This is a genomic window from Kitasatospora sp. NPDC088351 (assembly GCF_040685575.1).
Taxonomy (GTDB): Bacteria; Actinomycetota; Actinomycetes; order Streptomycetales; family Streptomycetaceae; genus Kitasatospora.
Window position 1 is genome coordinate 1 of sequence record NZ_JBFBIL010000083.1, and the last position, 23,218, is coordinate 23,218.

General features: G+C 75.0%; 14 protein-coding genes. 7 read left to right on the plus strand and 7 right to left on the minus strand.

Annotated features, from left to right (window positions below; genetic code table 11):
* Both AB0P06_RS34130 and AB0P06_RS34135 read right to left on the minus strand, forming a co-directional pair.
* Positions 1–5,238, minus strand: a 5,238-nt coding sequence (locus AB0P06_RS34130) for an amino acid adenylation domain-containing protein (protein WP_363614380.1), incomplete at its 3' end; no start/stop codon positions are given.
* Complete coding sequence (locus tag AB0P06_RS34135; RefSeq protein WP_363614382.1) at positions 5,235–10,247, minus strand: amino acid adenylation domain-containing protein; 5,013 nt, start codon at positions 10,245–10,247, stop codon at positions 5,235–5,237. The genes AB0P06_RS34130 and AB0P06_RS34135, both read right to left, overlap by 4 nt.
* A gap of 679 nt (positions 10,248–10,926) precedes the next feature.
* Here AB0P06_RS34135 and AB0P06_RS34140 point away from each other — a divergent pair.
* Positions 10,927–11,370: a YchJ family metal-binding protein gene (locus AB0P06_RS34140; RefSeq protein ID WP_363614384.1), complete on the plus strand. Its 444-nt coding sequence runs from the start codon at positions 10,927–10,929 to the stop codon at positions 11,368–11,370.
* Positions 11,371–11,386: 16 nt separating this feature from the next.
* Here the strand turns inward: AB0P06_RS34140 and AB0P06_RS34145 are convergent, their stop codons facing one another.
* Positions 11,387–12,394, minus strand: coding sequence for a polysaccharide deacetylase family protein (locus tag AB0P06_RS34145; RefSeq protein WP_363614386.1), 1,008 nt, complete (start codon positions 12,392–12,394; stop codon positions 11,387–11,389).
* A 298-nt stretch (positions 12,395–12,692) separates the two neighbouring features.
* On the opposite strand from AB0P06_RS34145, the gene AB0P06_RS34150 reads away from it, so the two are divergent.
* Entirely contained in the window at positions 12,693–13,232 is a 540-nt protein-coding gene (locus AB0P06_RS34150) for a GNAT family N-acetyltransferase (RefSeq protein ID WP_363614388.1), read from the plus strand.
* Positions 13,219–13,791, plus strand: a complete 573-nt coding sequence (locus AB0P06_RS34155; RefSeq protein ID WP_363614390.1) for a 2'-5' RNA ligase family protein — start codon at positions 13,219–13,221, stop codon at positions 13,789–13,791. The genes AB0P06_RS34150 and AB0P06_RS34155 overlap by 14 nt, the downstream gene beginning before the upstream one ends.
* A gap of 9 nt (positions 13,792–13,800) precedes the next feature.
* Here the strand turns inward: AB0P06_RS34155 and AB0P06_RS34160 are convergent, their stop codons facing one another.
* Positions 13,801–14,709 (minus strand): carbohydrate kinase, encoded by a 909-nt coding sequence (locus tag AB0P06_RS34160; RefSeq protein ID WP_363614392.1) that lies wholly within the window; start codon positions 14,707–14,709, stop codon positions 13,801–13,803.
* 386 nt (positions 14,710–15,095) lie between these two features.
* On the opposite strand from AB0P06_RS34160, the gene AB0P06_RS34165 reads away from it, so the two are divergent.
* From AB0P06_RS34165 to AB0P06_RS34175, 3 genes are all read left to right on the plus strand, one after another.
* A complete protein-coding gene (locus AB0P06_RS34165; protein ID WP_363614415.1) occupies positions 15,096–16,550 on the plus strand; it encodes a M1 family metallopeptidase in 1,455 nt (484 codons plus the stop codon).
* 319 nt (positions 16,551–16,869) lie between these two features.
* The gene (locus AB0P06_RS34170) at positions 16,870–17,391 is read left to right on the plus strand and encodes a SigE family RNA polymerase sigma factor (protein ID WP_363614394.1); all 522 of its coding nucleotides are present in this window, start codon (positions 16,870–16,872) and stop codon (positions 17,389–17,391) included.
* On the plus strand, positions 17,378–18,313 hold the full coding sequence (locus AB0P06_RS34175) for a hypothetical protein (RefSeq protein WP_363614396.1): 936 nt from the start codon (positions 17,378–17,380) through the stop codon (positions 18,311–18,313). The genes AB0P06_RS34170 and AB0P06_RS34175 overlap by 14 nt, the downstream gene beginning before the upstream one ends.
* Positions 18,314–18,563: 250 nt before the next feature.
* On the opposite strand, the gene AB0P06_RS34180 is transcribed toward AB0P06_RS34175, so the two are convergent.
* Complete coding sequence (locus AB0P06_RS34180; RefSeq protein ID WP_363614397.1) at positions 18,564–19,826, minus strand: hypothetical protein; 1,263 nt, start codon at positions 19,824–19,826, stop codon at positions 18,564–18,566.
* 200 nt (positions 19,827–20,026) lie between these two features.
* Positions 20,027–21,127 carry a chemotaxis protein gene (locus AB0P06_RS34185; RefSeq protein WP_363614399.1) on the minus strand — a complete coding sequence of 367 codons (1,101 nt, stop codon included), beginning with the start codon at positions 21,125–21,127 and terminating at the stop codon, positions 20,027–20,029.
* A 215-nt stretch (positions 21,128–21,342) separates the two neighbouring features.
* On the opposite strand from AB0P06_RS34185, the gene AB0P06_RS34190 reads away from it, so the two are divergent.
* The gene (locus AB0P06_RS34190) at positions 21,343–21,597 is read left to right on the plus strand and encodes a hypothetical protein (protein WP_363614401.1); all 255 of its coding nucleotides are present in this window, start codon (positions 21,343–21,345) and stop codon (positions 21,595–21,597) included.
* 34 nt (positions 21,598–21,631) lie between these two features.
* On the opposite strand, the gene AB0P06_RS34195 is transcribed toward AB0P06_RS34190, so the two are convergent.
* Positions 21,632–23,167, minus strand: coding sequence for a sigma-70 family RNA polymerase sigma factor (locus tag AB0P06_RS34195; RefSeq protein ID WP_363614403.1), 1,536 nt, complete (start codon positions 23,165–23,167; stop codon positions 21,632–21,634).
* Positions 23,168–23,218 lie beyond the last annotated feature (51 nt).

Sequence of the window (23,218 nt, forward strand, 5' to 3'; positions counted from 1 at the left end):
ACTTCCGTTGGGAGCCGCGTCGCTGACGACTACCCCGCCATTCGAAGGATTCGATCCCCGCGCCACCTCTGATATGAAGGCAGCAGCACGATCATCGGAGAGCGGCCCGGCGGTGAGGAAGCCGAGCGGCATCATCGACATCGCCAGCATCTGGTTGGTGGCCAGGACCCGGCCCTGGAGCTCCATGCCGACCTTGGTCTGGATCAGCGCCATCCAGTGCGAGTTGAGGATCATCATCGACGCCCAGAGGACGAAGAGTCCGCACGCGGTCAGCGCGGCCTGCGGGCGGCTGCCGGCCACGATCGCCGCCAGGCCGACCACCGAGGTGAAACCGATCATGCCGATCGCCCGGCGCCGGGTACCGCCCCACAGGGCCATCACCAGCCCGCCGGTCAGCGCGCCCACACCGCCGATGGCCGTGATGACGCCGAGCTGGACGGCCGTGCCGCTGGCCAGGACCATCGGGGTGATCAGCACGGTGGCGACGGCGAACAGGTAGTTGAACACCACGAAGAAGACCACCAGGGCGACCAGGCTGTGCCGCCGCACGATGTAGCGCCAGCCGGTGACCACCTCGCGCAGCAGCGGCTCCTCCTGCTTGTCGAACATCGCGTCCGGGAAGCGGACCATGAGCAGGCAGGTGACACCGGTCAGGAAGGTCACCATGTCGAACAGCACCACGCCGTGCAGGCCGATCAGCGAGACCAGCACACCACCGGCCAGAACGGCCATCATGTCGCCCGCACCGGTGCCGAGCTGGGCGAGGCCGTTGGCCTGCCCGAGGTAGCGCTTGGGCACCAGTTGGGTGATCGCGGCCAGATAGGCCGGGCGCTGGAAGGCCGAGCAGACCGCCCCGGTGCAGGCCACCAGATAGATGTGCCAGACCTCCAGCAGATCGGCCCAGAGCAGCCCCCCGAGGGAGAGCATGCCGGCCGCCGCCACGGTGTCCGTGACGATCATGATCTTCCGGCGGTCCACCCGGTCGGCGAGCGCGCCCGCGATCGGCAGCAGCAGCACCGCGGGCAGCACCGCGACCACCGAGATCATCGCGAAGTCGAAGGCGGAACCGGTCTGCTGGTAGACCCAGACACCGAGGGCGAAGGTCGAGAGACTGGTGCCGACCATCGAGACGAACTGCCCGATCGCGACCTTGGCGAAGGTGCCCAGCTCGACCTTGGCCGGCGGCCGCTTGGCGTCGACCTCCGCGGCCACCCCGCCGGTGGCGGTGAACTCGGAGATCACCCGGGCGAGGTCGTCGGCCTGGTGCTTGAGGAAGTAGTGCCCGGCGCGCGGGATGACGGCCAGGTCGACGGTGTCGCCGAAGTGCTCCCACTCGGCGTACCGCTCCTGGTACAGCTGGGTGGCGCGGTCCTTCTCGCCGACCACGCACAGGATCGGCGCCGTGACCTTCGGCGGCCGCCCGTCCCCGTACGCCCGGGTGTAGAAGTCCTCGGCCTGCCGGACGTCGTGGCGCAACGCCCGGACCAGGAAGTCCTGTTCGGCCTGGTCGTAGACGTCGGTGAAGCCGCCCATGGCGCGCAGGTAGTCGAGGTAGGAACGGTTGGAGAGCATCCGGTCGCCCGGCAGCCGCTTGGCCATCCACTCGGCGAACCGGCCGGGCAGCCGGGCCGCCGGGAACGTCCCGCCGAGGGCGACCCCGCGCAGGTCCATCCCGGCCGCCTCCAGCCGGGAGCCCAGGGCGGTGGCGAGCGCGCCGCCGAGGCAGTGGCCGTACAGCACCACCGGGCCGTCGATCCGCTCGGTGATCTGCTCGGTCAGCCGGTCGGCGAGGAGTTCGAGTTCGGTGAGCTCGTCGTCGGGACGGCTCGGATCGTGGCCGGGCAGCTCGACGGCGTACAGCCGGTGGCCGGCCGGCAGGGCGTCGGCGAGCGGCTGGAAGGTGATCGGGCTGCCGCCGCCGTAGGGGACGCAGACCACGCTGACCTCGGCCGGCGCGTTGCCCCGGGTGAGCTTGTGCAGCAGGCTGCGCGGGCCCTGGTCCACCGCGCCGCCGGCCCGGGCGTCGAGCAGGGCCGCGAGTTCACGCACGGTGGGCTGCTGGAACAGGTCGATGACGGAGAGGCCGCGGCCGATCAGGCGGACGGTGTGCACGGCGGAGAAGGAGTCACCGCCGAGCGCGAAGAAGTCGTCCGCCGCGCCGATCTCCTCGACGACCAGCACCTGACGGTAGGCGGCGGCCACCTCGTGCTCGCTCTCCGTCACCAACTCGCCTCCACCGGAGACCGGCTGGACCGCGACCGGCTCCGGCAGGGCGGCCCGGTCCACCTTGCCGTTGGCGTTCAGCGGCAGGGCGTCCAGCACGACCAGGGCGGCGGGCACCATGTAGTCGGGCAGCCGGGTGCGCAGCGCGGCGCGCAGTTCGCCGGGGTCGGGGGCGGCGGCCGGGTCCGCGGGCACGACGTACCCGACGAGGTTCCGGGCGGCGCCCTCGCCGCGGGCGACCACCACGGTCTCGCGGACCTCGGGACGGAGCGTCAGTTCGGCCTCGACCTCGCCGATCTCGACCCGGTAGCCGCGGATCTTGACCTGGTGGTCGACCCGGCCGAGGAACTCGATGGCGCCGTCGGCGCGCCGCCGGACCAGGTCGCCGGTGCGGTAGGTGCGCCGGCCGCCGACGACGGCGAAGCGCTCGGCGGTGAGGTCGTCCCGGCCGAGGTAGCCGCGGGCGACGCCGCCGCCGGAGACGTACAGCTCACCGGGGACGCCGACCGGCACCGGCCGCTGCCGGGCGTCGAGCAGATGGGCGCCGACATTGCCGAAGGGCAGTCCGAGCGGTGCGGTGACGGCGTCCCCGAGGTCCGCCGGGACGGGGGTGCCGAGCATCGACACCGTGGTCTCGGTCGGGCCGTAGTGGTTGTGCAGCAGCAGGTCGGGCCGGGCCGCGCGGATCCGGGCGACCAGGTCGGGCCGCAGCGCCTCGCCCGCGCAGATCAGCAGCCGGGCGGGCAGGATGCCGCCGAGGGCTCCGCCGTGCGCGGCCAGGCCCTCCAGGTGGCTCGGGACCAGCTTCATGGCGTCGATCCGGTGGGCGGCCGTGTAGGCGGCGAAGGCGTCCGGGTCGGTGGCCTGGTCACGGGTGAGCAGGTGGAGGCAGCCGCCGCCGGTGAGCGCGCCGAACACGTTGGTGGTGCCGAGGTCGGCGGCGAAGGTGGAGACCAGCGCCCAGTTCCAGCCCTCGGTGCCGGCGCCGACGCGTTCGCGCAGACCGTGCAGGTAGTTGCGGTAGTTGCGGTGCTCGACGGCGACGCCCTTGGGTGCGCCGGTGGAGCCGGAGGTGAAGACGACGTAGCAGAGGTGGTCCGGGCGGACGTTCACCTCGGGTGCCGCGCAGGGGGCGGCGGGGGTGGAGAGCGGGTCCAGCACGGCGGCCGGTACGGGCGTGCCGTCGAGCCGGGCGAGCAGGTCGTCGGTGGTGACGACGGCGGCGGCCCCCGCGGCGGTGAGCAGCGCGCGGATCCGCTCGTCCGGGTAGACCGGGTCGAGCGGCAGGTAGGCGCCGCCGGCCTTGAGGATGCCGAGCATGCCGACGACCAGCGCGGCCGAGCGCTCCACCAGCAGGCCGACCGGGCGGTCCGGGCCGACCCCGAGTTCGCGCAGCCGGTGGGCCAGGGCGTTGGCCCGGTGGTCGAGTTCGGCGTAGCCGAGCACGCCGTCGGCGCCGCGGACGGCGGGCGCGTCGGGGGTGCGGCGCACCTGTTCCTCGACCAGGCCGTGCAGGGTGCCGCCGAGGTCCCAGTCGCGCCGGGTGTCGTCCCACTCGGCGAGCCGGCGCTCTTCGGCGGGGGTGAGCAGGGGCAGTTCGGCGACCGGGCGGTCCGGGCCGGCGGCCATCGCGTCGAGCACGGTGGTGAGGTGGCCGAAGACCCGCCGGATGGTCGGCTCGTCGTACAGCTCGGTCCGCCAGACCAGGTCGGCGACCAGTTCGCCGCCGTTGTCGACGACCGCGACGGAGAGGTCGAACTTGGCGGTGTCGGTGCCGACGGGCTGCCAGTCCACCTCCAGGCCGGGCAGCGTGGGCTTGGCCTCGGCCTGGTTGTGGACGTTGAGCATGACCTGGAACAGCGGGGTGTGGGCGAGTTCGCGGTCCAGGCCGAGCGCGTCGATCAGGCGCTCGAACGGCAGGTCCTGGTGGCCGAAGGCGCCGAGGGTGCCCTCCCGGACGCGCTCCAGCAGCTGCCGGACGGTCGGGTCGCCGGAGAGGTCGGTGCGCATCGCCAGGGTGTTGACGAAGCAGCCGACCAGCGGCTCGGTCTCGCTGCGGGTGCGTCCGGCGACGGGCGTGCCGACGACCACGTCCTCCGCGCCGGTGTAGCGGGCGAGGACGGTCTGCAGCGCGGCGAGCAGCACCATGTAGGCGGTGCCGCCGGTCCCTTCGGCGAGCGCCCGGATGCGGCGGGTGCGGTCGGCGCCGAGTTCGACGGTGATCCGCTCGCCGCGGGTGCCGGCCACGGCGGGCCGGGGGCGGTCGGTGGGCACGGTGACGGTGGCGGTGGCGCCGCGCAGACGCTCCTGCCACCAGGCCTCCTGGCGGGCCAGTTCGCCGGCCAGTTCGGTCTGCTGCCAGTGCGCGACGTCGGCGTACTGGACGGGCAGCGGTTCGAAGGCGGGCGCCCGGCCCTCGCGGCGGGCCGTGTAGGCGGTGCCGAGGTCGTCGAAGAGCACGCCGATGGACCAGCCGTCGGCGGCGATGTGGTGCAGCACCAGGCTGAGCACGGCGCCGTCGCCGGTGCGCAGCAGGGCGGCGCGCAGCGGCAGGTCGGCGGCGAGGTCGAACGGGCGCCGGGCCTCCTCGTCCAGCCGCGCCGCCACCTGGCCGGCGGGGACGTCGGCGGTGGCGAGGGTGAAGCGGGTGGCGTCCAGCAGTTCGGGCCGGACGTCGCCGTCGACCGTCGGGTAGACGGTGCGCAGCACCTCGTGCCGGGCGAGCACGTCCGTGAGGGCGGCGCCGAGGGCGGCGGGGTCGGGCTCGCCGTCGAGGTGCAGGGCGAGGGGGATGTGGTAGGCGGCGCTGTCCGGTTCGTACTGCGCGAGGAACCACATCCGGCGCTGGGCGGACGAGAGCGGTGCCGGGGTGCCGTCGGGGCGGGGCGCGATGCCCTGCTGGACGGGTCTGGCGGCGGCCTTGGCGGCCTTGGCCTGGGCGAGGCGGCGGCGCAGGAGTTCCTGGCGTCTGGCGTCCGGGTCCGGACGGGCGCCGCTGGTGGTCTGGTCGGTCATGCGTTCTCCCCCGTCAGGGCGCCGACGGCCGGGTTCGGCTCGGTGCCCGGGTCTTCAGGTGCGTCGGTGCCGTGGGCTCTGGCGAGTGCGTCGAGTCCGTCGAGATCGTCGACGTCGTCGAAGTCGTCCAGGCCGTCGATCTGGTCGAGCAGGAGGTCCTCTATTCGGCGGGCCATCGCGGCCAGGGTGCGGGCCTCGAAGACGGTGCGCAGCGGCAGGTCGAGGTCGAAGGTGTCACGGACCCGGGCGGCCAGCCGGGTGGCGAGCAGCGAGTGGCCGCCGACCGAGAAGAAGTCGTCGTGCCGGGAGACCCGTTCGATGCCGAGGACCTCCTGCCAGATGTCGGCGAGCAGTTCCTCGCAGTCGCCCTCGGGCGGTGCGCCGGCGCCGCCGAGCCGCGGGACGGGCAGGGCCGCCCGGTCCACCTTGCCGCTGGGGGTCACCGGCAGCGCGTCGAGCAGGACGAGCGCGGCGGGCACCATGTAGTCGGGCAGCCGGTCGGTGAGGACGGTGCGCAGCGTGTCCTCGGCGAGGGTGCCGTCGGTGACGGCGTAGCCGGCGAGGGCCGGTCCGGCGGGGGTCTCGACCAGCCGGACCGCACCCGCGGTGACGCCGGGGACGGCGGTGAGCGCGGCCTCGATCTCGCCGAGTTCGATCCGGAAGCCGCGCAGCTTGACCTGGGCGTCGGTGCGGCCGTGGTACTCCAGCCGTCCGTCGTAGCGGCGGCAGGCGAGGTCGCCGGTGCGGTACATCAGCGCGTCCTCGGGGCCGCCGGGCTCCGGGACGAAGCGTTCGGCGGTGAGGTCGGGCCGGCCGTGGTAGCCGAGGGCGACGCCGGCGCCGGCGATGCAGAGTTCGCCGATGCCGTTGGCCGGGACGGGCTGCCCGTTGACGTCCAGGAGGTGCAGCCGGGTGTTGGCGATGGGCTTGCCGAGCGCCACCACGCCGCCGTGGGCGGCGAGTTCGGCGGTGACCCGCTGAGCGGTGGACCAGACGGTGGTCTCGGTCGGCCCGTACAGGTTCCACAGCGTTTCGGTGCGGCCGAGCAGGGCCTCGGCGAGGTCGGCGGTGAGCGCCTCGCCGCCGCACAGGGCGGTCAGGGCGGGGCGGCCGGCCCAGCCGGCCTCCAGCAGCATCCGCCAGGTGGCGGGGGTGGCCTGGAGGTGGGTGATGCCGCACCGGTCCAGCCAGTCGGCGAGCGCGTGCCCGTCGGTGGCGGTGGCGCGGTCGGCGATCTCGACCCGGGCGCCGGTGACCAGGGGCAGCCAGAGTTCCAGGCCGGCGATGTCGAAGGTGACGGTGGTGACGGCGGCCATCACGTCCCGCTCGGTGAGGCCGGGTTCGCGGCCCATCGAGGCGAGGAAGTTGACGATGGCGCGGTGCGACACGGAGACGCCCTTGGGGCGGCCGGTGGAGCCGGAGGTGTAGAGCAGGTAGGCCGGGTCCTCCGGGCCGACCGCGGCCGACCGCGCCTCGGGGGCCGCGGCGGCCTCCGGGCCGTCGGCCAGGACGACGGTGCGTCCGGCGAACAGCTCGTCGCCTGCGGTGGCCTGTTCGGCGACCAGCAGGGTGATCCCGGCGTCGTCGAGCACCGCCCGGTTGCGGGCGAGCGGCTGGTCGATGTCGAGCGGCAGGTACGCGGCACCGCTGCGCAGGACGCCGAGGAGGGCTGCGGGGAGCAGCCGGCCACGCCGGACGGCGACCGCGACCAGGGCCCCGGGGCCGGCGCCGTGCTCGCCGAGCAGATGGGCCAGCCGGCCCGCGGCGGCGTCGAGTCCGGCGTAGTCGAGGGTGCCGTCGGCGGCCGAGACGGCGACGGCCTGCGGGGTGCGGGCGGCCTGGGCGGCGACCAGCTCGTGCAGCCCGGCGTCGGGCACCGCCGCCTCGGTGCGGTTGACCTGCTCGGTGGCGGCGGCCAGTTCGGCGGGCGTGAGCATCGCCAGCTCGCCGAGCGGGCGGTCGGGTTCGGCGACGGCCGCACCGAGCAGCGCGGTCAGGTGGTCGAGCGCGGCCAGGACGGACCGCTCGTCGTAGCGCGAGGTGCGGTACTCGGCCGAGAGCAGCGGGCCCTCGGCCGGGAACTCCAGGAACAGCGAGAGGTCGGTCTTGGCCGTGCCGTTGCACACCTCGGCGACGAACCGCAGGCTGAGCCCCGGCAGTTCGACCCCGGCCACGGGGTGGTTCTGGACCGCGAGCATGACCTGGGCGATCGGCGAGGCGGTCAGCCCGGCCGGGGTGCCCACCCGGCGGGCGTGCTCCAGGAACGGGAATCCGCTGTGCTCGGCGGCGTCCAGCACCACCGGGCGGACCCGGGCGACCAGGTCGCGGAAGGTGTCGGTGCCGGCCACGCCGAAGCGGAGCGCCACCGTGTTGATCAGCGACCCGAGCACCTGCTCCAGCTCGGGGACCGGGCGGACCGCGAACGGGCTGAGCACGGCGACATCGGTGCGGCCGGTGTAGCGGTGCAGCACCCCGCCGAGGGCGGCCAGCACCGCCATGTAGAGGCTGGCGCCCTCCTGGGCGGCCCAGCGCTCGGCCGAGCGGACCAGGCCGGTGTCGAGCCGGCGGGCGATCCGGCGCCCCGCGGTGTCGTGCGGGTTGGGGTGCGGCCGGTCGCCGGGCAGGTGCTGTTCGACCTCGACGCCGAGCAGGTGCTCGCCCCAGCGCAGCGCGTCCTCGCGGGCGGCCTCGTCGGCGCGCTCCTCCCAGCGGGCGACGTCGGAGAACTGCAGGTCGGGCTCGGCGAGTTCGCCGTCCTGGTAGGCGCGGCCGAGCTCGGCGAGCAGCAGGCCGGCGGCCCAGCCGTCCATCGCGGCGTGGTGGACGGTGATCAGCAGTTCGTGCGCGTCCGCACCGGTGCGCAGGGCGAGGGCGCGCAGCAGCCGGCCCCCGGTGAGGTCCAGCGGCCGGGCGGCCTCGGCGCGCAGCGCGGCGTCGAGCTTCTCCTCGTCGGCGCCGGTGAGGTCGAGCAGCGGCACCTCGACGGCGTACGGCGGGCGGATCTCGGCGACCGGGTCGCCGTCGCGGCCGGTCAGCGCGGTGCGCAGCACCTCGTGCCGGCGGACCACCTCGGTCAGCGCGCGGCCGAGGGCGGTCCGGTCGAGGGCGCCGGCGGCGTGGATCCGCAGCGGGACGTTGTAGAGCGAGCTGCCGGGCTGGACGGACTCGTGCAGCCAGAGCTCGCGCTGAAAACCGGTGGCGCGGGCGGGCAGTTCGGCCTCACGCTTGGGGGGTGCGACGGACGGACGTCCGCCGCCGCCGTTCGCGACCCGGACGGCGAGCGCGGCGACGGTCGGCGCGGCGAAGAACTCGCCGAGCGGCACCCGGGTGCCGTACTCGCGCTCGATCCGGGCGAGCACCCCGGCGGCGAGCAGCGAGTGGCCGCCGAGGTCGAGGAAGACGTCGTGCACACCGACCTGGGGGACGCCGAGGACGCCGCGCCAGAGTTCGGCGATGCGCTCCTCGACGGGCGTGCGGGGGGCGACGAACAGCTCCTGCCCGGCGCGGCTGCGGGCGGCGGGCGGCAGCGCCTTGCGGTCGGTCTTGCCGTTGGGGGTGAGCGGCAGCCGCGCCAGCACGCCGACGGCCAGCGGCACCATGTAGCCGGGCAGCGCGGCGGCGCAGTGGGCCCGCAGCTCGGCGGGGGTCGGCTCGGCCGTGCCCGGGGCGGGCTGGACGAAGGCGGCCAGGTAGTCGCCGGCCTCGTCCTGCTGGACGACGGCGGCGGCGGCCTCGACCGCGGGGTGGGCGGCGAGCACGGCCTCGATCTCGCCGAGTTCGACCCGGAAGCCGCGCACCTTGACCTGGTGGTCGACCCGGCCGTGGTACTCCAGCTCGCCGTTCGGCAGGCGGCGCACCAGGTCGCCGGTGCGGTAGCAGCGTTCGCCGCCGACGGTGACGAAGCGCTCCTCGGTGAGGTCCGGGCGGCCGTGGTAGCCACGGGCCAGGCCCTCGCCGGAGAGGTAGAGCTCGCCGATCCCGCCGTCCGGGACGGCGGTCCGCCGCTCGTCGAGCACATGGCCGGTGGTGCCGTCGAGCGGGCGGCCGATCAGGGGCTCGCCGGGCTCGTCCCGGCCGACCAGCGACCAGGTGGAGTAGACGGTGTCCTCGGTCGGCCCGTAGAGGTTGTACAGGCGTTCGACCTGGGGCTGGGCGTAGACCTGGTCGGCCAGATGGCGTGGTAGCGCCTCGCCCGCCAGGTTGACGACCCGTACGCCGCCCGGCAGACCCCCGCCGCCGGGAAGGCCGCCGCCGCGCAGCAGCGCCGCCATGGCGCTGGGCACGGTGTTGACCAGGGTGACCTCGTCGCGGGCGGACAGCTCCGGCAGCGCAAGGACGTTCTCGGCCACCACGACGGTGCCGCCGACCGCGAGCGGGAGGAACAACTCGTACACCGAGATGTCGAAGCAGACCGAGGTGCCGAACAGCACCCCGGCCAGGTCGGACGGCGTGTAGGTGCGCGCGGCCCAGCGCAGCATGGCGTTGACGCCGCGCTGGGTGACCGAGACGCCCTTCGGCCGGCCGGTGGAGCCGGAGGTGTACAGGACGTACGCCAGCGCGTCGGCGCCGCCCGCCGGCGCGAGGGGCGCGGCGGGGCCGTCCCCGTCGACGTGGAGCAGCGCGGCACCGGCGGCGGACAGCAGGTGCTCGTGCGCCCGGTCGGTGACCACGACGGGTGCCTGGGCGTCGCCGATCACCAGTTCCAGCCGGTCGCGCGGGTACGCCGGGTCCAGCGGTACGTAGGCGCCGCCCGCGCGCAGCACCGCCAGCAGCGTGACCACCAGGTCCGCCGTTCGCGGTAGGCAGACCCCCACCAGGGTCTCGGCGCCCACCCCGGCGCCGGCCAGCCGGCCCGCCACCGTGTCCACGGCCGCGGCCAGTTCGCGGTAGGTCAGACGCCGCTCGCCGTCGATCACGGCGATGGCATCGGGGGTCCGTCTGACCTGCGCGTCGACCAGATCGGCCAGCGAGGCTGCCGGGTCCAGTGGAGGAAGTCCCGTCGAACTCATCAACTCTCCTGAGGGATGGCCCTGCGCCGACTTGTGGTCGGCGAGAAATGGGCGGTGTGCCCTCGGAGATGGTGGGGTAAAGATCTCCGGATGACCAGCACATTTCCGTCACTCGTTCGATATGCCGGAAAGATCACTTTCTCTTTGCCACTCAACGGTGCCGAGGTGTGACGGTTCGTTGACGATTTCGTACAGATTGTCAGTGCCCGTGACATCCGGGTCTTCTGACGCTACGGTCGTCGCAGCAACGGACGAGGCGTCAGCTCTCGGTCGCGCGGCGTCTTTGGCGCCTCCGCCTTGACCTGCTCTTTTCCCTCTGCCATGTCCTCGCGCGGGCCTGCCCGGGCTGTCCGGGTTCAGGTGTCGGCGCGCGGGACCGGCGGGCCGGCCTCCTTCGGACAGGCCTCAGGCCGGGCCGGCCGCGAGCCTGCGGGAGTGCTCCTCCCAGGCCACCGTCAGCCGGTCCACGGCCGCCGTCACCCGCGGCATCAGCCTGCCGATCGACGAGGGCCTGGCCGTCGAGGCCGCCTGGTTCGCGGCGACCGTCCCGTCCGACGGCCTCGCGGACCGCCTGCGGCGCTTCCTCGACCGGGCCCGCTGACCGCCGGAACGGGGCGGGGAGCGGGGCGTGAGCGGGCCAGGGCGCGGGGCACTCCGGCGAGGGGCGAGAATGGACGCCATGTCCCGACGCCGCTCCGCCGCCCGCGCCACGCCCCGAGCCACCGCCCCCCGGCTGCTGCCCTCCTCGCCCTGCCCGTGCGGGCTGCCCGCCGCCTACGCCGAGTGCTGCGGCCGGCTGCACCGGGGCCAGGCCGCGGCCGCCACCGCCGAGGCCCTGATGCGCTCCCGGTTCAGCGCCTTCGCCGCCCAGGACGAGGCGTACCTGCTGCGCAGCTGGCACCCCGACACCCGGCCCGCCACCGTCGACTTCGACCCCGCGCTGCGCTGGGTCCGGCTGGAGGTGCTCTCCAGCACCGACGGCGGCCCCTTCCACAGCGAGGGCACGGTCGCCTTCCGCGCCCACTACACCGAGGGCCGCGAGGAGGGCGTCCTCACCGAGCACAGCCGCTTCGTCCGCCACGAGGGCGCCTGGGTCTACCTCGACGCCCTCTCGCTCCAGTGACGCCCCGCCGACGGGCCTACAGGTAGTCGTCCAGGCGGGCGAGCGCGAAGCCCTGCGCGGTGACGTCGTTCACGACCTTGCGGAGCAGGTCGGGCATGGTGCCGCGCCAGAGGTCGGTGCCCCGGAAGTGGGTGAGGATGATGTCGCCCGGGTGCAGGCGCTGGTCGGCGTAGCGGTACTCCATGCGGTCGGGGAAGGCCTCCTCGTTCCAGAGCGGCACCGCCTCGATGCCGCAGGAGGCGGCGGCGCGCAGCGTGTCGTCGTTGTACTCGCCGTACGGCGGCCGGAACAGCCGGGGGCGGGCGCCGATCTGCTGCTCCAGCTGGTCCTGCTGGCGGCAGATCTCGTCGTGCTGCACGTCGTAGCCGAGCACCTTGAGGTTGCGGTGGTTGATGGTGTGGTTGTTGACGGCGGCGCCCTGGGCGGCGAGGTTGCGGAAGTAGCCGTAGTCGGAGCGGGCCAGGTAGTCGGCGACGAAGGTGCTGAGCGGGATCCCCAGTTCCTTCGCCATCCGGGAGAAGGCGGGATCCTTCTCGGCGCCGTCGTCGACGGTCAGGAAGACGATCTTCTCGTCGGTCGGGACGCGGTAGACCACCGGTGGCCGCCCGTCGCTGAGCTTCACGCCCTGGGCCGGCCGCAGTTCCGGCCTGCTCGCCGGACGCTGCGGCGCGGGCAGCGGCACCCGCTCCAGACCCCAGCGGTGGACGGCCTCCAGCCTGGCCCGGACGGCGGCCTCCCGGCGGGCGAGCGCCTCACCGCCGCGCTCCTCCTCCTGCCGGGCCAGGCCCGGCATCCCCAGCGGCGCGGCCGGGGGCCGGGGCCCGCCGCGGTCGGCCGCCTCGCTCTCGTCCGCTGCGGCGGCGGTGCTCGCGGCGGTGCGGGAGGGCCTCCCGCCCTGCCCGGACGGTGCGGCGCAGCCCGCCATCACGGCCGTCAGGCAGACGGCCGCCACCAGACCGGCCCCGGCCCGGCGGCCTGCTCGGTGACGGCCCTTCGATCCCCCATTAATCTGATTATCTGCCATTTTGTCCATGCAGCACTGCTCCCCCGTGCCACCCCTCGGCCAACCCCCTCGTCACCCCCGCGGGCTAAGCACGGGAGCCGCCCCGCAGACCCTCCGCCCACGCGGCCAGCACGGCGAAGTCCGCGTCCACCAGCCCCCGTCCGGGGTGCACCCGGTGCAGCAGCGCGGGCCCCGCGTGGTGCGCCCGGGATCCGGGCTCGGGTTCACGCTCGGCAGCCTAGCCCGGGCGGCGGGCGCACCCCCGTCGGCCTGGGAAAACGGTTCGCGGGCGGGGTGGGCCGCCACCGATAATGCGCGCATGACGAACAGTGCGCCGCGTACCACCGATCCCTGGGCCGTCGCCCGGGCCGATGTCGGCTCCGAGGAGGCGCTGGCGCTGCTGCGCGAGTACTACACCGATGTCGCCAACCGGTACTACCGGTTGCACCTCGGCCGCGAGGGCACGCCCGAGGAGATCGAGGCCGGCCTGGCCGGCTCGCCGAGTGACGACCTCGCCGGGCCCACCGGGCTCTTCCTGCTCGGCCGCTACCGCGGCGAGGCCCAGTCCTGTGCCGGTCTGCGGGTGCGGGACGCCCGCACGGTCGAGCTGACCAGGGTCTTCGTCCGGCCCGGTCTGCGCGGCACCGGCGGCGGCGCCCGGCTGCTGGCCGCCGTGGACGAGGCCGCCCGCGCGCTCGGCGCCGAGCGGATCGTGCTGGACACCCGGCTCGACCTGGTCGAGGCCCGCGCGCTCTACTCGCGACACGGATACCGCGAGATCCCGGCGTACAGCAGCGGGCCGTACGCCCAGGTCTGGTACGGCAAGGACATCACGGCGCCCGTCCATGCAGACCGTTGAGCTGGTCTGCGACGCCTCCTTCGACCGCGCCGTACGCGCGGTCTGGCAGACGCTCGCCGACGGCGGCGTGGACAGCCTCGCCCACAACACCCACCCCGACCACCGCCCGCACCTCACCCTGGCCTCCTGCGCCCGGATGCCGGCCGACGCCCCGGCGCGGCTCGACGAACTCCTCGCCGACGCACTGCCGTTGACCGTCCGGCTGACCGGCCTGCTCTCCTTCGCCGCACGCAGCAGGCGCCGGGTGCTCTCCTGGTCGGTCGTGCCCACCGTGGACCTGATCCTGCTCCACCACCGGGTCTGGCAGATCCTCGCCGACGCCGAGGAACCCGACCCGCACTACGTCCCCGGCCGCTGGTCCCCGCACCTCGGTCTCACCCGCCGGCTCACGCCGGACGCCCTGACCCGGGCCCACGCCCTCCTCGGCCGCCACCCCGACCTCACCGGCGTCCTCACCGCCGCCCGCAGCTTCGACTCCGAGGCGCAGCAGTCCCGTTGGCTGGGCGCACCGGAGCCGCGAACGGCACCGGCGGCACCGGCGGCACCGGCAGACCAGTAGGCGCCCGGCTCAGCCGACGCCCGGCGTACCGGCGCGCAGAGCGGCGCGCAGTTCGCCGGCGTCGGGCGGGTTGGCGCCGGCCCGGGTGACGGTGAGGGCGGCGGCCGTGACCGCCTCGACGAGCGCCTCGGCGAGGGCGGCACCGGAGTGGCGGGCGCGCAACAGGGCGGCCATGAAGGCGTCACCGGCGCCCACCGTGTCGGCGACCGTCACGGGTACCGCGGCCGCCTCCACCCGCCGCCCGTCCGCGGTGAGGGCGAAGGCGCCGTCACCGCCCCGGGTGACGGCGACCACGGCCGGGCCGAGGCCGAGCCAGCGCCGGGCCACCTGCTCCGGGTCCTGCCCCGGGTAGAGCCAGGCCAGGTCCTCGTCGCTGGCCTTGACCAGGTCGCTGAGCGCCACGCAGCGTTCGACCCGCCGGACGGCCTGCTCCCGTTCGCCCATCAGCGCGGGCCGCACATTCGGGTCGTAGCTGACGGTGGCCCGGGAGCGGAAGCGTTCCACCAGGGCGAGCACGGCCGACGCCCCGGGTTCTCCGACGGCCGCGATGGACCCGATGTGCAAGTGGCCCGGCGTGTACGGGAGATCGCGCGGCGTCAGCGTCCAGCCGATGTCGAAGGTGTAGCGCGCCCGGCCGTGCTCGTCCAGCTCGACCACCGCGGACGGCGTCCGGGCACCCTCCTCGGCGTCCGCGAGGACGGTGACACCCGCGGACTCCAGGTGCGCCCGGATCAGCCGGCCGTTGGGGTCGGCGCCGAGCTGGGTGAGCAGCGCGGTCGGCAGCCCGAGCCGCGCCAGCCCGTACGCGACGTTGGCGGGGCTGCCGCCGGGGTGGACCCGGTCGGGCGCGCCGTCCGTACGGACGATGTCGGCGACGCACTCACCGATCACCAGGAAGCTCGGGGCGGGGCTGGTCAAGGCTGCTCCTGCCGGTCCGGAACGTCAGCGTGGGTTGCAGCCGCCCAGCCTACGGGCAGGCGGGCCCGGACATGAAGGACGGCCGCCGGACCTGGCCAGGTTCTCCGACGGCCGTGGCCCCGTCCGTCAGGGGGCGGAGCACTTCGAACGTTATGACAGTCCGCTGCCGACCGGCTACCGGACTGACCCGTTCGGGGGACGCCGCAGGCCTCGGAGGCGTCCCGGACCGCCCGGCCCCTCCACTACGATCCGTGTCCGTAAGGTCACTCAACGGCGCCGGTCGCCCAGGACCCGGCCCATGGCCCGAACAGCAGGACACGAAAGCGGTGGTCACCATCCCCAGGACCCGTTCCAGCCTCGCCGTCGCCCTCGCGCTCGCCTCGGCGGTGCTCTGCGCCACCGTGCCGTCCGCCGCGGCGGCGGACGGCCTCGGCGACCCGGTCTTCCCCGCGCTCGGCAACCCGGGCTACGACGCGCTCGCCTACGACCTCTCGTTCGACTACCGGCCCGACACCCGCACCGTGGACGGCCGCACCGTGCTCACCGCCCGCGCGCTCACCGCGCTGCCGGGCCTGGAGCTGGACGCGCTCGGGCTGGACGTCCGAAGCGTCCGGGTCGACGGCCGCCCTGCGGCGTTCCGCACGCACGACGAGAAGCTGACCGTCGTTCCGGCCAGGGCGGTGCCGCGGGGCGCCCTGCTGCGGGTGTCCGTCGACTACACGGCCGACCCGGGGGCCCGGCTGCCGCACACCGGCTGGGTGCCCACGCCCGACGGCTTCGCCGTCGCCGGACAGCCCGACAGCGCCCACACCGTCTTCCCCTGCAACGACCACCCGAGCGACAAGGCCCGCTTCACGATCAGTGTCACCGCGCCGGACGACGTGCTCGGCGTCGCCAACGGGAGGCTCGCCGCCACCGAACCGGCCGGCGACGGGCGGACCACCCGGCGGTACGTGTCGCGTGAGCCGATGGCGACGGAGCTGCTGCAGGTGGCGGTCGGCGACTACACCGTGCGCGAGCGTTCCGGCCCGCACGGGCTCCCGCTGCGGGACGTCGTCCCGACCGCCCGCGCCGCCGGTCTGGAGCCGGCCCTCGCGCTCACCCCCGCCCAGCTGGAGTGGGCCGAACAGCGTCTCGGACGCTTCCCGTTCGAGACGTACGGGCTGCTGCCCGTCAACAGCGACGACCCGGCCGCCTTCGGCTTCACCGGTCTGGAGACGCAGACCCTCACCCTCTACAAACCGGACTTCCTGCGCCGGCCCGAGCCCGCGATCGGCTCGCACATGATGCACGAGCTGATCCACTCGTGGTTCGGTGACAGCGTCTCGCCGCGCAGCTGGGCGGACCTCTGGCTGAACGAGGGCCACGCCGACTTCTACGGCCTGATGTACCGCTACGAGCGCGGCTGGCCGGACCCGGGCGGTTTCACCGCTCTGACGGACCGGATGCGCGACCTCTACGCCAGGGGCGACCAGTGGCGCCACGACTCCGGGCCGGTCGCCGCGCCGAACGCCGTGAACCTCTTCGACAGCCAGCGCTACACCGGCGGCGCGCTGGTGCTGTTCGCGCTGCGCGAGCGGGTCGGGGCGACCGCCTTCGACCGGATCGAGCGGGCCTTCCTCCGACGGCACCGGTACGCCACCGCCACCACCGCCGACTACCTGCGGACGGCCTCCGAGGTCTCCGGCGAGGACCTGACGGGCTTCCTCACCGACTGGCTCTACGGGCGGCGCACCCCGCCGATGCCGGGCCACCCGGACTGGACGGTGACGCCGGTCGATCCGGCCGGACCCGCCGTCCGCGGGCCGGCGGGCACGCCGCGCGGCACCGGGACGCTCTGACCCGGCCGGGCCCGTCCGTCGTGGGCGGGTACGCCGTGCTGCCCCGGCGCGCCGGGGCGGTGCGCCAGGGCGCCGTCCACGCGCCCCTGTGCGGTGGGGACCGGCGGGCGCATCGTGGTGCCCACGGCCCGCCCGCCGCCCGGCCGAGTTCCGGCCGGCTCGCGGGCCGTCCAACACGTCCGGAAAAATGGCCGCCTTCGGCAGGCAACCCGTACGGACTCCCATCGCGTTCATGCAGCCGTGAGACGAACACCACGACCGCCGGCACGGCCGGCACTGCTGACAGGAACGACGGGAACACCATGGCGGGGGCGGCACGATGAGGGACGCGACACCGGACTTCGAGGAGTTCGTCGCCGCCCGCAGCCCACGCCTGCTGCGCATGGCCTGGCTGCTGACCGGCGATCCGCATCTGGCCGAGGATCTGCTGCAGACGGCGCTGGCCAAGGTCTGGCCCCGCTGGGAGAAGATCTCCATCGACCGGCCGGAGGCGTACGTGCGCCGGGTGCTGGTGAACTCGCACGTCTCCTGGTGGCGGCGGCGCTGGCACGGGGAGCTGCCGCACGGCGAACTGCCGGAGTCCCCGGTGCACACGGACCCGTTCGAGGACGTGGTGGTCGGCCAGGTGGTGGCCGCGGCCGTGCGGGCGCTGCCACCGCGCCAGCGGGCCGTGGTGGTGCTGCGGTACTTCGAGGACCTCAGCGTCGAGGACACGGCCGAGGCGCTGGGCTGCAATCCGGGGACGGTCAAGAGCCAGACCCATCGCGCCTTGCAGGCGCTGCGCGGCAAGCTGCCCTCCCGGGAACTGATGCTGGACGGGGGACGCCGTGACGGGATCTGATGGCACCCATCCGGAGTCCGGCCCCCTGGAGTTCGACCGCTCGGAGTTCGACCGCTCGGGCTTCGAGCGGCCCGGCTCCGGCCGCTCCGGCGGGTCTTCGGCCGCCGACACGGAGGAGGAGCAGGAGCTGCGGTACCTGCTGCGGCAGGCCGCTCCCCACCTCCCGCCTCCGGCCGACCTGCTGGACCGGGTCCTCGAACGCGCCGCCCGGACCCGTCGCCGCAGGCGGACCGCCGGGCTCGCGGCCGGGCTGACCACCGGTCTGGTCGCCGCCGCACTGGCCGCCGCCCCGGCCATCGCGCCCGCGCCGCCGGCCGGGGTCATCCGTCCGGCGGCCACGCCGCCGGCGCCGACCGCCGCCGCTTCCCCGACCGTCACCGCTTCGCCGGCCCCGACCTCCGCCGGGCCCGGCGGCGCCTTCGGATACCCCGTGCGGCCCGTCGGCTTCCCGGAGCTCGGCGGACTGGTCGTCTACGTGCCGATCGGCTGGTCCACCCTGCTCGTCCCGGCCGCCGACCCGCGCCGGAGCACCGGCTACCTGGCCTCCCAGCCGCTCACGGTGAGGCCGTCCTGCACGGCGAAGCAGAGCGCGTGCGCCACGGCACCGGCCGACGAACTGGGCGAAGACGGCGCGCTGATCGCCATCGGACTGATCGACGACCAGACCCTCGCCGCCAAGCTGTCCGGAACCAGCGAGCCGGCGGCCGAAGCCGGGCTCGACAAGGACTGCTTCGGCCTCGGCGGCACCCTCGCCCTCCTCGGCCACCGGACGGTCGCCGAGGCCGACCCGGTGACGGTGGTCGAACTGAAGGCCTGTCTGAACAAGCCGTCCGAGCGGACCCTGCAGTCGGTGCAGCAGATCCTCAGCTCGGTCCGCGTCACCGGGAACGCCCCCGCCGCCCCGGGCAGCCGCCGCGGCTGACCCGCTCCCCCGCCACGCTCTTCACCGAGGCGGTACCGCCATGCCCCACCCCGTCATGCCCTCGCCGGGGCCGGTGCTGCCGCTCGTGAGCGGGTCGGTAAGGGGGCTCGGAGCCCGCCCGGCACGCCTCGGTGCCGACGGCGAACACCCGGTCGGGCAGCGGACGGGGGACGTCGGCGGCGAGGGTCACCCGGCGACTCCGGCGGACGACGTGTCAGGCGACCCTGCCGGCCGACGGAGCGACCCCGGCTCAGGAAGCGGCGCCGGCCACGGCGGCGGCGATCCGGTCGTACAGGGCGGGGAGCTTGAAGTAGGCGCTGTGGCAGTACGGGAACGGCTGCCGGCTGGTCACCTCGTGGTCGGTGACCCTGGCATCGCCGGGGAAGACCGGGGCGGCCCGGTAGCCGAGGAGGTCCGCGGGGTCGTAGACGTTCAGCCAGGCGGGGAAGCCGGGCGGCAGGGCGGCGCCGGGCTCAAGGCCGTTGAGCGCGCCGAGTTCGTGCAGGAAGGGGGCCTGCGAGCCGACGGTGACCAGCAGGCACAGCCCCTCCGGTGCCTCCCGGCGGGCGGCGGCGAGGGCCAGCGAGTCCACCAGGGCGATGCCGCCGAGGCTGTGCCCGATGACGACGGTCGGGCCCGGGGCGGCGGCGATCCGCTCCGCCAGGTAGGCGCGCAGCGGGCCGCCGCGCGCCTGGTAGCGCAGGATGTCGCCGAGCGCGGGGGTGGCGCCGACGGTCAGGGCGCCGCGATGACGGTCCAGCAGCCGCTGGCCGCCGAGGCGCATCCCGAGCTTGCCGAGGACGCCCGCCGTCCGGCCGAGCGGTCCGCGGGCGGCGCCGCCGAGGCGGTCGGCGAGGAGTTCGACCAGCCGGTCGCGCTCCTCGGCGGTGCAGAGCGCCTCGGAGCCGGCGGCGGTGAGCAGTTCGGCCGTGAGCGCGCGGGCGGTGACGGCGGTGAGTTCGGCGGCCGCCGCCGGGTCGGCGGCCTGCTCGCAGGCCCCGGTGAACTCCTCGGCGGCGGCGAGCCGTTGGAGGGCGCCGGGGAGGTGCCGGGCCAGACCGGTGGCGGCCAGGACGGCGGTCAGCTGGTCGGCTGCGGCGGAAACGGCGTCGGCATCGACGGTGTCGGCGGCGAGCGCGGCCAGGTGCTCGCCGACGGCCTGCCCGGGCGTCCGGGTGCCGGGCGCGCCGAACCCGTCGTCCTCGCCGGGCGGTTCGGCCAGGACACGCAGCTCGCAGAGCGGATCGACGAACAGCAGCGTCCAGCCGCCGTCCGCCCGGCCGACCAGCCCCGCGGGCTCGACGGGCTCCGGCCGGCCGCCGCCGGACAGGCCGGCGAAGCCCGGGATCGAGGCGCCGCCCGCGCTCAGCGTCGCGCCGTACTCGTCCCCCCAGTAGCAGGGCTCCACCCCGGCGTCCGGGAACCGGGCACCCAGCTCGCGGGCGACCAGCTCGAACAGCGGGTCGTACCCCTCGCGCCGTACCCCGGTGCCGTGCACGAACAGGAATCGCATGCCGCCCCCACCCTCTCCACGCCCCGATCCGTGCAGCACCCTAGCGTCGCCGCGCACGCCCGGCAGCCGGTCCACCGCAATCACCGACGGTCAGCGGCACCGGCGCCGGCCACACCGACCCCGGCCCCACGACGGCGGACATGCCGTCGGCCCCGGTCTGGCAAGGCCGGGGCCGAAGGGCGGGGCGGGCGGGGCGTCGGTCAGTACCGCAGGGCGGCGGCGATCCGGCCTCGGCCGGCGAGTTCGTCGGCGGGGACGAAGAGGACCTTGGCCCCCGTGTCCAGCGCCCGTTCGACGATCTCGTCGACCATGTCCTCGCGGACGTCGGGCTCGCCGGCGGGGGCGGGCACCAGGTGGTTGTCGGTCACCCTGACCGGCTCCCAGTAGTCCTCCTCGACCGCCACCACGGCGGCCCGGCCCTCGGCGACGCTCTGCCAGACCTCGTCGATCCCGGCGGCCAGTCCCTTGTCGCTCTGGGCCTGGTCGAGGCGCTTGTGCAGTTCGGCGACGGCCTTCTGCTCCTGCTGGGCGACGGTGGCCCGGACGGCCTCGGCGACGGCGGCGGGCTGGGCGTGGCCGAGGCCGCCCCTGGGCACCTGGGCGGCGGCGCGCTTGGCGGCGGCGCCCACCTCGTCCAGCAGGGCGAGCGCGGCGGCCTCGCCGAGCACGTACAGCGGGCGCGGGTCGGCCTCCAGCAGGGTGGCGAGCGCCGTGTCGGCCTCGCGCAGGAACCGGCGGGTCTCCTCGTCGCGGAAGGTGCTGGGCACGTCGCCGATCCGCTCCTTCCGCTCCACGTCCCAGTCCGGCGGGACCTGGTCCAGCGGGAAGCCGTCCGCGGCGTGCTCGACCAGCCGCGGCCCGGCCCCGCTGAACAGGGCGACCCGGTCGGCGGCGACGGTCAGCACCCAGTACGGGGCGCCGGCCGTGTAGGCGGAGACCAGGTTGCGGGTCAGGAAGGTCTCGGAGAGCACCACGCGGGCGGGCACGGTGCGCGGCAGCGACCACACCTGGTGCTCACCGGGCGCTGCGAAGATCACCAGGCCGTCCTCGGCGTGCACCAGGTCGACCTCGGTCAGGGCCCGGTCCAACTGCTCGACCACGTCGATCCGGTCGGCCCGGGAGACCGCCTCGTCGGCGTGCAGCCGGTTCTTCGCCTCGGCGATCAGATTGCGCAGGCGCACCGGGTCCTGGGCGTTGTCCGGCTCGCTGCGGTGGGTGGGCAGCAGAACGGAGACGGCCGGGTAGCGCCGGGGGCGGCGCAGCTCGGCGAGGACGGCTGGCGTGAGCTCGGCTGCGTACATCAGGTGCCCTTCTTGTCGCGGTTGCCTCGACTTGGTCAGTCAATGTGCTGTTTTGTCGGGTTTAATCTCCGACCCTTCCCCATCCCACCGCCGTCCTGTGCTCCGCGCCACCGGAAAGGTGCCCGCGGGCCGCTCGCGCCGGGGTGGCCGGACAAGAACGAGTGGACTCCCGCCGGCACCCGTAACCCGGGTGGCGGAGCATCGTTGGGCGGGGCATGAAGAAGCGCAGCATGCTCGCCGTCGCCTCGCTCGCCGTGGGCGTCGTGGCCTCCCTGACCGCTCCCAGCGCACACGCCAGCGCGATCGGCGGCCAGGGGAATCTGACCGGCCCGCTCCAGCACGGCGGAGCGCTCGACGCGGTGCCGGACGGCCTCCAGGGCCCGGTCGGGGACGCCGGCGGTGTGGTCGGCGAGGGGACGGGCTATGTGACCGGGCAGGCGCCCGGTCTGATCCGGCTGATTCCCGCCTGACGCCGGCCCCCGCGCGGCAGGTCCGGCCGCACCCTCAGCCGAGCGCGGTACCGAGGTCCTGGGTCCAGTAGGGGCCACCGGGGCCGGTCGCGACGCCGACGCCGACGTCCTTGAAGCCGCAGTCCAGCATGTTGGACTGGTGAATTCCGCCGTCCATCCAGCGGGAGAAGACGGCGGCGGCCGATCCCGGTCCCCGGTCGAGGTTCTCGCCCCACTGGGACCAGCGGTAACCGGCGGCGGCGAGCCGCGCGTCCGCCCGCGCGCCGTCCGGGTTGACGTGGTCGAAGAAGGCGCGGGTCACCATGTCCTCGGCGTGCTTCTGGGCGGCCGCGTGCAGCTTGGGGTCGATCCGCAGCGGGCCGCAACCGGCCCTGGCGCGTTCGGCGTTGACCAGGTCGACGAGCTGGCGCTCCGGGCTCGGCGGGGTGGTCGGCCTGGCACTGACGGGCGTTGGCGTCGTCGGCGCGGGCTCGGGCGCCCGGGTGGGCAGCGGAGCGGCCGGGGCCGTCACCGGCTCGGCCGTCGTCGGCGGGGTCGGGGGCGTCGTCGTGGGCGGGGTCGGTATCGCCGCCACCGATGTGTCCGGTGCGCCCGCCGGGGTGGTCGGTTCGGTCACGGGCGGCTCGGGGGCGGCGTGGTGCGGCCAGACCAGCGCGAGGGTCGCCACCGCCAGCACCGCGGCCGCGCCGCCCGCGACCGCCGCCCTCCGCCGGGTGGGACCGCCCCGGCCACCGGGCCCCCCGCTCGGGTCGGCCAGGCCCGCGGCCGCGGTGGGCTGCACCGGAAGGGCGGTCGGCGTACCCGACGGGAGGGGCACCAGGACCAGGCCCGCCAGCAGCCCCTCGGCCGGGAAGAGGTCGCGCCCCAGCCGGTCGCAGGCGGGGCAGGCCCGGATGTGCCGGACGATGCGCTTGCGCCACACCGAACCCGGGGCGCCGTCCCAGCCCGCGGTGAGGTCGGCCAGCTCCGGGCAGCGCGGGTAGGCGGTGAGCGCCCGGACCACCAGGCGCCCCGCCTCCAGCTGCTTCTTCATCCGCTGGATCCGGACGGCCGTGTGCTGCGGCGTCAGGTCGAGCGCCTCGGTGAGTTCGGCGCGGGTGAGTTCGCCGCAGGCCTCCAACCACCACAGGGCGAGCAGTTCGCGGTCGTCCGGGTCCAGCCAGCGGGTGGCCTCGGCGACCTCCCTGCGCTGGCCGGACAGGCCCAGGCGCAGGATGGTGAGGTCGGTGAAGTCACCTTCGGGGTCGGGCAGTTCCCAGGTCTCGTCAAGGCCGCCGACGGCCGTCTGCTGCTGGCTCGCGGACCGGCGGCGGACCTGGTTCATGGTGATCGCGACCAGCCAGGACCGGAAGGACTCCGGGTCGCGCAGCCCGTCCAGGCCGTCCAGCGCGCGGATCATGGTCTCCTGCGCGATGTCGTCGACGTCGGCGTGGCCGTTCAGCGCGCGCCCGGCGACGTTGTAGACCAACGGCAGCCAGGTGGCGACCAGCGCCTCCCGGGCCTGCGGGTCGCCCGCCTGGGCCGCGAGCACCAGGGTCGTCCCGGTCCTGTTCTGCACGTCAACGTTCATGGGTCCGCACTCCGTCTTGCCGTTCTTCCGTCCGCCGCTGCCTCCTCGGAG